General features: G+C 65.6%; 9 protein-coding genes and 4 pseudogenes. 1 reads left to right on the top strand and 12 read right to left on the bottom strand.

From position 1 onward, the window contains the following. From RHBS_RS18070 to RHBS_RS29110, 12 genes and pseudogenes are all read right to left on the bottom strand, one after another. Positions 1–487 (bottom strand): annotated as a pseudogene (locus RHBS_RS18070) (putative RNA methyltransferase); the annotation flags it as partial. Positions 488–599: 112 nt separating this feature from the next. Beyond that, the gene (locus tag RHBS_RS18065; RefSeq protein WP_008714277.1) at positions 600–767 is read right to left on the bottom strand and encodes a DUF3117 domain-containing protein; all 168 of its coding nucleotides are present in this window, start codon (positions 765–767) and stop codon (positions 600–602) included. A 95-nt stretch (positions 768–862) separates the two neighbouring features. Next, positions 863–1,471, bottom strand: a complete 609-nt coding sequence (locus RHBS_RS18060) for a DNA-3-methyladenine glycosylase I (protein WP_121873262.1) — start codon at positions 1,469–1,471, stop codon at positions 863–865. After that, entirely contained in the window at positions 1,468–1,797 is a 330-nt protein-coding gene (locus tag RHBS_RS18055) for a DivIVA domain-containing protein (RefSeq protein ID WP_121873263.1), read from the bottom strand. Before RHBS_RS18055 ends, RHBS_RS18060 begins: the two co-directional genes overlap by 4 nt. A gap of 30 nt (positions 1,798–1,827) precedes the next feature. Continuing rightward, on the bottom strand, positions 1,828–2,757 hold the full coding sequence (locus RHBS_RS18050; RefSeq protein WP_121873264.1) for a glucosyl-3-phosphoglycerate synthase: 930 nt from the start codon (positions 2,755–2,757) through the stop codon (positions 1,828–1,830). Further along, a pseudogene (gene folP / locus RHBS_RS18045) lies at positions 2,754–3,613 on the bottom strand (dihydropteroate synthase). The gene RHBS_RS18050 and the pseudogene folP overlap by 4 nt, the downstream one beginning before the upstream one ends. 4 nt (positions 3,614–3,617) lie before the next feature. Further along, the gene (locus RHBS_RS18040) at positions 3,618–5,423 is read right to left on the bottom strand and encodes a long-chain-acyl-CoA synthetase (RefSeq protein ID WP_128646166.1); all 1,806 of its coding nucleotides are present in this window, start codon (positions 5,421–5,423) and stop codon (positions 3,618–3,620) included. A 92-nt stretch (positions 5,424–5,515) separates the two neighbouring features. Continuing rightward, the gene (locus RHBS_RS18035; protein ID WP_183130512.1) at positions 5,516–6,079 is read right to left on the bottom strand and encodes a TIGR00730 family Rossman fold protein; all 564 of its coding nucleotides are present in this window, start codon (positions 6,077–6,079) and stop codon (positions 5,516–5,518) included. Continuing rightward, positions 6,076–6,845: pseudogene (locus tag RHBS_RS18030) on the bottom strand (TIGR00730 family Rossman fold protein). The gene RHBS_RS18035 and the pseudogene RHBS_RS18030 overlap by 4 nt, the downstream one beginning before the upstream one ends. Before the next feature lie 10 nt (positions 6,846–6,855). Next, the gene (gene dapE / locus RHBS_RS18025) at positions 6,856–7,941 is read right to left on the bottom strand and encodes a succinyl-diaminopimelate desuccinylase (protein ID WP_121873267.1); all 1,086 of its coding nucleotides are present in this window, start codon (positions 7,939–7,941) and stop codon (positions 6,856–6,858) included. A gap of 11 nt (positions 7,942–7,952) precedes the next feature. Further along, on the bottom strand, positions 7,953–8,897 hold the full coding sequence (locus tag RHBS_RS18020) for an SMP-30/gluconolactonase/LRE family protein (protein WP_121873268.1): 945 nt from the start codon (positions 8,895–8,897) through the stop codon (positions 7,953–7,955). 46 nt (positions 8,898–8,943) lie between these two features. Beyond that, the gene (locus RHBS_RS29110) at positions 8,944–9,087 is read right to left on the bottom strand and encodes a hypothetical protein (protein WP_183130513.1); all 144 of its coding nucleotides are present in this window, start codon (positions 9,085–9,087) and stop codon (positions 8,944–8,946) included. A 181-nt stretch (positions 9,088–9,268) separates the two neighbouring features. On the opposite strand from RHBS_RS29110, the pseudogene dapD reads away from it, so the two are divergent. Then, positions 9,269–10,221 (top strand): annotated as a pseudogene (dapD, locus tag RHBS_RS18015) (2,3,4,5-tetrahydropyridine-2,6-dicarboxylate N-succinyltransferase). Positions 10,222–10,332 lie beyond the last annotated feature (111 nt).

The raw sequence follows: 10,332 nt of genomic DNA, 5'->3' as shown, positions 1-10,332 counted from the left end.
CACGCACGTCACCGCGGACAGAGCGCCCGACCGCACCGGGAGTCCACTCCAGATGTCCGCGACCACGGACCCAGCCGCGGATGGGACCGTGCGGCGCGCCTGGCCGCGAACTTCGACACGTCGACGCTATCCCCCGGGCATCGGGGTGGTCGTCGAGAACCGCCGCGAGGTAGTGACCGGTTCCGACCCCGACGTCGAGCACCACCTCGCCGTCCGCCGGGACACCCGCCGAGACCGCAGCGGCGATCGGGTCGAAATGCCCCTCCCCCAGGAACGCGTCGCGCGCAGCGATCATCTCGGCCGAGTCGCCGGTGAACTTGCCGCCGTCACCGGTCAGCAGACTGACGTAGCCCTGCCGAGCGACATCGAAGGAGTGCCCTCGATCGCACCACAGCGTCCGATCGGTGTCGCCTACGCCGAGCCCGGAATCGAGCTCACGTGCACGGCACTGCGGACACAGCAGCACGTCCACGACGTCGGTCAGCATCGGACACCTCCTTCGTCACGACTCTGCCGGATGCCACAGTCGTGAACACAACACAAAGCCCCGCTTGCCGGTACGGCGAGCGGGGCTGAGCGATGATCGATCGACAGAGCGATCAGCCGGTGACACCCTTCAATTCGTCACCGAGTGCCGCGGCCTCGTCGGGGGTCAATTCGACGACCAACCGGCCGCCCCCCTCGAGCGGGACACGCATGACGATTCCTCGTCCCTCTTTGGTTGCTTCGAGGGGACCGTCCCCGGTCCGGGGCTTCATCGCCGCCATCCTCTGCTCCCTCCAGATCTGCGCCCACCAGCTCGGCGCCTAGGCCAAAAAGATAAATTCGTCGCGGGGCGACGGGTGTTGTCTCCTATTCTTCCCTATCGCCGTCGATACCGGGAACCGGAGTCGGTATTGACGACCTGCACCCAGCACCTCGACAGGTGATCGTCGACCATTCCGGTGGCCTGCATCAAGGCGTAGGCAGTTGTCGGACCGACGAACCGCAGGCCCCGCCGCTTGAGCTCCTTGGCCAGAGCAGTGGACTCCGGAGTAGAGGCGGGCACAGCGGAGAACTCGGTCAGGCGCGTCGACCTGCGCTCGGGAGCGAAGGACCAGAGCAGCGTGTCGAGGTCGGTGTCGTCGAAATCGATGATGGCGCGCGCGTTGCTCACCGCTGCGTCGATCTTGAGCCGATTGCGCACGATGGACGCGTCGTTCATCAACCGTTCGACGTCGGCGTCGCCGAACCGGGCCACCAGCTCCGGATCGAAATCGGCGAATGCGGTGCGGAAACTATCGCGCTTGCGCAGGATCGTGATCCACGACAGACCCGACTGGAACGCTTCGAGACACAGGCGCTCGTACAGCTCGTTGCGCCCGTGGAGCGGCTGCCCCCACTCGGTGTCGTGATAGTCCCGGTACAGGTCGTCGTCGGTGGCACCCCAGGGGCAGCGCAGTCGGCCGTCCGGTCCGGCGACAGCGCTCATCGCTCGTCGGGCTCGGCCGGGGCAGGGGCCAATGTCTCCTGCGCCTGCTGCGCTGCGGACAGCCGCGAACGGAGCATGTCGATCTCGCCGCCGAGTCGCTCGAGCGCCCAGTCGACCTCGCTGGGCTTGTAGCCCCGCAGGCTCTGCTGAAACTTCAGCGCGTGCACGTCGGCACCGGTGACGCCTTCCGCCGGCAGAACGGTCGCGGTGGTTCCCTCGGGCAGCGGGCCCAGTTCCTCACCGCGACCGAACACCGCCGACGCCACGAAGAACAATGCAGCGGCGACGACGGCAATGACGACGACGTAGATCAGCAGCGTCAACATGCCACGATCTTGTCACGACCGCCCGACACGCTAATTCAGCGAGTTCATCGCCGGTCGGTCCAGCAACGACACCTCGGTCGAGAACGGCTCGAACGAGTCACCGTCGACCCGGAACTGCATCAGACCGGCACCGGAATCGACCATCCCGCACCGATTGAGCATCGTCCCGACGATCTGTCGGCTCATCGCCCCGAGTTCGACCAGCGGGCGGTTGCGGTGCTTGCGCACGCCCAGGTTCACCTGGCCGATCGCCCGCAGCCCGAGCCTGTCGTACGTATCGAGCAGCAGCCCGATCTCCACTCCGTAGCCGGGTGCGAACGGCACCGCGGACAGCAGCTCGCGTGTACCGGCGTACTCACCGCCGAGGGGCTGAATGACCCCGGTCAGCTCGGGCCGCAGGGCAGCGAGCAGCGGCCTTGCCACGAGCTCGGTGACACGTCCACCACCGTTGGCGTCCTCGGTTCCACTGGTCCGCAACGGTCGGCGGTAGTAGCCCTTGACGAGGTGGATGCCGTCGCCCATCAACAGGGGGCCGAGCAACTTGGGTACGAACGCCGGATCGGGGTTGATCAGGTCGGAGTCGACGAACGCGATGAGATCACCGGTCGACGCGGCGACCGATCGCCACAGCACCTCGCCCTTGCCCGGTACCGGGTCCACCCCGGGTACTGCTTCTTCTCGGCTGATCACACGTGCACCGGCCGCAGTCGCGCGCACAGCCGTCTCGTCGGTGGAACCGGAGTCCAACACGATCAGCTCGTCGACCAGGCCACCGAGCAGCGGGTGGATCGTGTCGATGACGGCGGCGACCGTCTGTTCCTCGTTGAGTGCCGGGAGTACCACCGACACCGTTCGGCCCGCTTTGGCGGCCTCGAGTTCGGCAATGGTCCACTCCGGGGTGTCCCAGCTGTTGGTCTCGGACCACGCCCTGGTGACGTCCGTTCGATCTGCGAGTGTCATGCCAGACCCCTGACCGTCCGCGCCGGGGTTCTCAGACCCTGGATCGCTGCCACCATGTCGACGACTCTTCTGGTCGACGCAACTTCGTGCACCCGGAACATTCGGGCTCCGCCTGCTGCGGCCAATGCTGTCGCTGCCAATGTTCCCTCCAACCGGTCGGCGAGCTCTACACCTAGAGTCTCGCCTACGAAGTCCTTGTTGCTCAGCGCCATGAGCACAGGCCACCCGGTGTTTACAAGATCGTCCACGCGACGCAACAACTCGAGCCCGTGATAGGTGTTTTTCCCGAAATCGTGCGTCGGATCGATGAGAATCGAATCCTTTTTCACCCCCTCCGCGACGGCGTTCTCGGCGGCGGCGGTGACTTCGGCGATCACGTCGGCCACCACATCGGCGTACCGAACCCGATGCGGGCGAGTACGAGGCACCGCCCCGCCGGTGTGCGAGCAGACGATGCCGACTCCTTCGGCGGCAGCGACGCGCACCAGCTCGGGGTCGGCCCGGCCCACGTGTCGTTGATCAGGTCCGCACCGACGCCACAGGCCAGTCGGGCGACCTCGCTGCGCCAGGTGTCCACACTGATCAGCAGCTCCGGATACGCGTCCCGGATGGCCTCGACGAACGGGACGACACGGCGGATCTCCTCCTCGGCATCGACGATGTCGCCGGGGCCGGCCTTCACACCACCGATGTCGATCATGTCGGCACCCTCTGCGACCGCCCGGTGCACCGACGCCATCGCGGCGTCGTCGCTGAAATTCGCACCCCCGTCGTAGAACGAATCGGGGGTGCGATTGACGATGGCCATGACCAATGCGCGATCGTCGGCGACCGGTTTGCCGCAGAGAGTGCTCATGAAATCAATAGTGGCACGTGCGCATCTTTCGAGTGCTCAGCTTGGGGGCCTTGCCTGCTGCGACCTCGGCGACGTAGCCGTCGTACGCCTTCTCGTAGCCACCGGACTTGCCGCGCAACACGTACAGGTCGCTGTCGCTGTCTTCCTCGTAGCCAAGCTTGCGCAGGGCCACCTTCTGGCTCTTGAACGTCGACGTCTGCTCGAGACTGTCGACGACCCGGACGAAGAGCGGCACCGCGTACGTCGGGAGTTTGTCGTAGAGGTGCTCGGCCATCGTCTTGCCGTCGAAGGTCTCGCCCTCGCGCAGCGTCACCGCAGCCATGCCTGCCTTGCCGTCGGTTCCCTCGATGTCGACGCCGTACACGACGGCACCGTCGACCGAGGAATGTCCGCCGAGGGCTCCCTCGACCTGCGTGGTCGCGACGTTCTCGCCTTTCCAGCGGAAGGTGTCACCGAGGCGATCGACGAACGCGACGTGCATGAAGCCCTGCTTGCGGACCAGGTCACCGGTGTCGAACCACGCGTCGCCGTCCTTGAAGCCGTCGCGCACCATCTTCTTCTCGGTGGCCTTGTCGTCGGAGTAGCCGTCGAACGGTGCCCGGTCGGTGATCTTGGACAGCAGCAGTCCGACCTCGCCGTTGCCGACCTTGCGGAGCTTGCCGTCCTGGCCGCGCTTGGCCTTGCCGGATTCTTCGTCGTACTGGACGACGGCATACGGCAGCGGGCAGATGCCTGCGGTCTTCTTCATGTTCAGGGCGTTGATGAACGCGATGTTGCATTCGCTGGCGCCGTAGAACTCGGCGACGCGGGAGATGCCGAATCGCTCGGTGAACTCTTCCCAGATCTCCGGGCGCAGTCCGTTGCCGACGATCAGCTTCACCGAGTTGTCCCGGTCGGAGGGCTTCTCCGGCTGTGTCAGCAGGTAACGGCACAGCTCACCGATGTAGGTGAACGCGGTGGCCTTGTTGACGCGGACGTCGTCCCAGAAGTTGCTCACCGAGAACTGCCTGCCGATGGCCATGGTCGCGCCGCCCGCGAGCACAGAGGACAGCGTCACCGTCAGCGCATTGTTGTGGTAAAGCGGAAGGCAGCAGTAGATGACGTCGTTGCTGCGAAGCCGCACACCCATGTTGCCCAGACCGGACATCGACTTGAGCCAGCGGAAGTGGCTCATCAGGCTGGCCTTCGGCATGCCGGTGGTACCCGAGGTGAAGATGTAGAACGCCTTCTCCTTGGCCTGGATCTCGGCGGTGACCTTCGGGTTGGCCGTCGACGCCGTCGCCGCGAGCTCGGCCAGCTTCTTCAGCGGCAGTACTGCTCCGACCTTGGGTTCTCCGTCGAGCGAATCCAGGGCTTCCTGTGCGTTCTCGTCCAGCACGAGGACCCTCGCCTCGAGAATGCCGAGGCTGTGCTCGAGTACGTCACCGCGCTGGTTGTAGTTCAGCATTCCTGCGGTGGCGCCGAGCTTGACGGCAGCGAGCGCGGCGAACAGCGCCTCCGGCCGGTTCTTGCTGAGGATGCCGACGACGTCGCCGCGCTTCACCCCGTGGTCCGCGAACACCGCGGCGTACTGGTTGACGAGCTCGTTCGCGTCCCGGTAGGTGATCGACTCGCCTTCGAACCGCACGAACGGACGGTCACTGTTCTTCGCGGCGGCGTCCTGGAAGATCTGACCGATCGACGCTTTGTGGTCGGGCTTGCGGGTGAATCCCGCCAGGCCCTTGAGCAGACTAGGCACCTCCGTCACCATTTTCGGCAACGCGACCGCGAGGTCGGTCACTCCAATTTTCTGACGGGCATCGACAGCCATGAACTCCCCTTTGAAGACGATGTGAGATTTCTTACCCTACTTGAGAGTAACAACTTTGAGCATCTCACTCGGTGGCCGCGCTTGGTGACCTGTCACAACGTCGCGCAGGCATTCAGAGCTGCATCGACGGTCGTCGTTCTGACCAGGGCATCGAGGGCGCGTTGTTGCACGAATCCGGTCTCTCGCAAACCTTCTATCCACTGCATCATGCCGTCGAAATGTCCGAATGGGTCGAGCATCACCATCGGCTTGCTGTGCATGCCCAGGTAGCCCGCGGTCCAGGTCTCGAACAGCTCCTCCAACGTCCCGATCCCACCCGGCAAGGTGATGAACGCGTCGGCGCGGTCCTCCATGATCTTCTTCCGCTCACGCATGGTGTCGGTGACGATCAGCTCGTCGGCGTCGACATCGGCGACCTCGCGGTGTACGAGCGCTTTCGGAATCACGCCGACCGTGTTGCCGCCCGCTGCTCGCGTCGCCGCCGCGACCGCGCCCATCATCGACACGTTGCCGCCGCCCGAGACGAGCTGCCAGCCTCGTCGGCCGATCTCGGTGCCGACCTCACCGGCCAGGTCGATGAACGAGGCGTCGACGGGACCCGACGCGCAGTAGACGCAGACACTGAGCAAGCGTTCGGTCGTGCCGCGATCGCTCACTGCTGGGCCTCGCGGACGATCCGGACAGCTTCGTCGACGCTGTCGGTGCAGTGGATCAGTTCGAGGTCCTTCTCGGACACCTTGCCTTCTTTCACGAGAGTCGTCTTGATCCAATCGAGCAGTCCCGACCAGAAGTCCTTGCCCAGCAACACGATCGGGAACCTGGTGACCTTGGCCGTCTGCACCAACGTCAGGGCCTCGAAGAGTTCGTCGAGAGTACCGAAGCCGCCGGGAAGGCACACGAACGCCTGGGAGTACTTCACGAACATGGTCTTGCGCACGAAGAAGTAGCGAAAATTTACGCCCAGATCGACCCACTCGTTGAGGCCCTGCTCGAACGGCAGCTCGATCCCGAGCCCGATCGAGTACCCATCGGCCTCGCTCGCTCCTCGGTTGGCCCCCTCCATCGCACCGGGCCCGCCACCGGTGATGACGGCGAAGCCTCCTTCGCGAGAGCGGCTCCGAGCTGCCGGGCTCGGGCGTACTCGGGATGGTCGACGGGGGTGCGCGCCGAACCGAATACGGTCACAGCCTTCGGGACCTCGGCGAGCGCACCGAATCCCTCGACGAATTCGCTCTGGATACGCAGCACTCGCCAGGTGTCGGAGTGAATCCAGTTCCCTGGTCCTCGCTCGTCGAGCAGGCGTTGATCCGAGGTGGAGGTCTCGGTGTTCCGGCCTCGCCGAAGTACGACGGATCCCTTGTGCTTGGCCGATTTCTCACTGCTGTGTTCCTCGGAACTACCTGGGCCCTGGTCGCTGTTCATGGCGTTCAGGCTATCCGGCAGTGAGGTAGCTCCGGAGAACCTGTGTGACGTGGGTGATCTGCTCGACGGGGACGCGTTCGTCGCGCTTGTGGGCGAGATTGGGGTCTCCGGGTCCGTAGTTGACCGCCGGGATCCCGAGCGCCGAGAACCGGGAGACGTCCGTCCAGCCGTACTTGGCCCGGAACTGTCCGCCCGCGGCCTCGATGAGAGCGGCCGCTGCCGGTCGGTTCAAACCGGGAAGCGCTCCGGGCGACGAGTCGGTGACCTCGAATCCGAGATCCAGTCCCTCGACCACCTCACGAACGTGTTCGACGGCTTCGTCCACGTTGCGATCGGGTGCGAAGCGAAAATTGACGTCGAGTTCGGCCGCGTCGGGAACGACGTTGCCCGCGACCCCACCGGAGATCCGTACTGCTTGCAGCCCTTCCCGATACACGCAGCCATCGATGTCGACGGTGCGTGCGCGATATGCGGCGAGCCGGTTCAGGACTGCACCGAATTTGTGAATTGCATTGTCGCCCAACCAGGACCGAGCGCTGTGGGCCCGCGTTCCCGACGCGGTCAGCCGAACCCGCAGCGTCCCTTGGCAACCGGCCTCGATGAAGCCGCCGGACGGTTCACCGAGGATCGCGACGTCGGCAGCGAGCCATTCGGGAAGTTCGCGTTCGATGCGGCCCAGTCCGTTGCGGGCGGCCGCGATCTCCTCGCAGTCGTAGAACACCAGAGTCAGATCGTGAGCAGGGTTGTCGATCGTGGCGGCGAGGTGCAGGAACACCGCGTCACCCGACTTCATATCGACGGTTCCGCACCCGTGCAGGATGTCGCCCTCAGCGCTGTCGTGCTCGCGCCTCGACGGCACGTTGTCTGCGATGGGAACCGTGTCGAGATGCCCGGCGAGCATCACTCTCGACGCGAATCCGCGATTGGTTCGTGCCAGCACTGCGTTGCCGCTACGGATGATCTCGAAGCCCGTGGTCTGCTCACGGAGTGCTTGCTCCACCTCGTCTGCGATGCGCGATTCGTCCTCACTGACACTGGGGATGTCCACCAGTGCCGCGGTGAGGTCTATCGGGTCGGCATGCAGTTCGAGCGTCACGGGAGAAAACTCTAGGCCGTGGATCCCGGAATCTCGCGGACCACGCCGTCGAAGCCGGCACCGAACAATCTTCCGCTCGAGAAGCCCTGGTCGGAGCGTCCGTAGGCCACAACGCTTGTCAACCGCGTACCGGTGCCGATGACACACGTCGCCCCCGGCCCATCGATGCGGACGACGGAGCCGCCTGCGTTGAGCGGCACCACCGGGCGTCCGGCGTCGTCGAGGGTGAGCCCGTCCGGAGCTGCGAAGCCGTCGAGTCCCGACAGATCGAGCACACTTTCCGGTGCCGAAGGGTCGGCGAGCGGGATCCGGCTGACGCCCGGGTTCACGAAAGTGCGCGAGACGTACAGGTACCGATCGGCGGCGTCGAGCACCGCGCCGTTGGCACTGGGGAAGCTCGCCCACGCAGGGTCGACCGAACCGTCGGGGCCGATCCGCCCGATCAGCGAGCCGAAGTCGTTGGTGGCGTACACCGTTCCGTCAGCGGTGACGGCAAGTCCGTTGGCTGCGCTCAGACCGGTTGCGTACGGGGTGACGGTGAGAGTGTCCACGTCGAGCCGAACGATCCCCGCGGCCTTGACGACGTCTCCGACGAAGACGCGAGGGTCGGCTCCGTAGCCGACCAGCAGGGTGCCGTCGGGCATCCAGGCCAGCGCGCCACCGCCGCCGCTGGGGACCGTCGCGATGGGGTACGCGGCCTGTCCTGGCGCATCGATGCGGTACACCCGGCCGGAGACGATGTCGGTGACGTAGGCGCGGCCCGACGCGTCGATCGCCAGTCCTTCCAGAGCTGCCCCCGGGATCCGTGCGACCTCTGCAGACGGCCCGCCTGCTCCGGCGCAGTAGGGATCTGCGGCTGCGGTGCTGGAACCGACGACGACGCCGCCCGCCGCCACCAGCGCGGCAGCAATCGCCGTGACGACCGAACGCACACGTGCGGACTTGCTCGAATTCATGACACTCCCCCAGCCTCGGCGACCCCCTGTCAGCCGATGACGATGTCTACCACGCGCCTGCGACAACCAAACCCAGCGCGACTCCCAGCACGATCGTCGTCGCCAGGGTCGTCACCAACCCGCTGAAGGACACACCGTCCGCCATCACCGACGTCACTCCACGGCTACGGGCGGCGGTACGTGTGGTCACGGGGGAAACTCTGTCAGCTCCCCCGCCGCCGATGCGTTCGCCGGTATCCCGATGCGGTCACGCTCGGCAGTCGAACCGATAACGAACCGACGCCGCGTCGGGAACGGAGTCCAGGAACAAGCGACGTTCCCGCGATGACGGGCCAACCCGCCCGCTGGGTCCACCGCGTATTCTTCGTCCCGTGAGCGCACAGGGAGCATCAGCAGTAGGTATTGCCAACATCACGACGTCGGGCGTAGTACTCGACACCTGGTTTCCGAGCCCGGAGCTCGGGTCGGGCTTCGAGACCGGCACCGTCCGGCTCGAGGGTTCGGACGTCCCCGAGGAGCTGGCCGCTCTCGTCGGATCCGACGAGGCGCGCGGCGTCGAGGTGGTCGCAGTGCGCACCAGCATCGCCTCCCTCGACGACGCCCCGATCGACGCCCACGACGCGTATCTGCGACTGCATCTGCTCTCGCACCGGTTGATTCAGCCGCACGGCAGAATCTCGACGGAGTGTTCGGTCTGCTGGCCAATGTGGTGTGGACCAACTTCGGTCCCGCAGCGGTGGACGGTTTCGAGACGGTGCGCGCGAAGCTGCGCGCCCGCGGTCCGGTGACCGTGTACGGAGTCGACAAGTTCCCACGCCTGGTCGATTACGTCGTTCCCACTGGAGTTCGTATCGCCGACGCCGACCGCGTTCGCCTCGGCGCGCACTTGGCCAGCGGCACGACGGTCATGCACGAAGGCTTCGTCAACTTCAATGCCGGCACGCTCGGCAACTCGATGGTCGAGGGTCGCATCTCCGCGGGTGTCCTGGTCGGTGACGGTTCCGACGTGGGCGGCGGTGCGTCGATCATGGGCACGCTCTCCGGTGGCGGCAAGAACGTCATTTCCGTCGGGAAGAGCTGCTTGCTGGGCGCGAACTCCGGTCTCGGCATTTCGCTCGGTGACGACTGCGTCGTCGAGGCGGGGCTGTACATCACGGCAGGCACGAAGGTGAGTGGTCCGGATGGGACAGTGGTGAAGGCGGCAACATTGTCCGGTAAGTCCAACCTGCTGTTCCGTCGCAACTCGCTGTCGGGTGCGGTCGAGGTGGTGCCGTGGAAGGGCACCGGCGTCGAACTGAACGCGGCCTTGCACGCCAACGACTGAGAGTCCGCTTCACTCGAATCAGGCTGTCGAACAACCTCGTCCAGCCCCGCACCGTGTTCTCAGTGCGGGGCTGGATTGCGTTGTGGGGACCCGGTTCAGGCGATGTGGGGG

The sequence above is a fragment of the Rhodococcus sp. BS-15 genome, from assembly GCF_000813105.1.
Classification (GTDB): Bacteria; Actinomycetota; Actinomycetes; order Mycobacteriales; family Mycobacteriaceae; genus Rhodococcoides.
Note: the sequence above shows the minus strand (reverse complement) of the source record. Positions and strands in the feature narration are given on the sequence as shown.

Coding starts and splice junctions, on each gene's coding strand:
- RHBS_RS18065 (WP_008714277.1), bottom strand. CDS start 767: ATGGCGGCGATGAAGCCCCGGACCGGGGACGGTCCCCTCGAAGCAACC.
- RHBS_RS18060 (WP_121873262.1), bottom strand. CDS start 1,471: ATGAGCGCTGTCGCCGGACCGGACGGCCGACTGCGCTGCCCCTGGGGT.
- RHBS_RS18055 (WP_121873263.1), bottom strand. CDS start 1,797: ATGTTGACGCTGCTGATCTACGTCGTCGTCATTGCCGTCGTCGCCGCT.
- RHBS_RS18050 (WP_121873264.1), bottom strand. CDS start 2,757: ATGACACTCGCAGATCGAACGGACGTCACCAGGGCGTGGTCCGAGACC.
- RHBS_RS18040 (WP_128646166.1), bottom strand. CDS start 5,423: ATGGCTGTCGATGCCCGTCAGAAAATTGGAGTGACCGACCTCGCGGTC.
- RHBS_RS18020 (WP_121873268.1), bottom strand. CDS start 8,897: ATGAATTCGAGCAAGTCCGCACGTGTGCGTTCGGTCGTCACGGCGATT.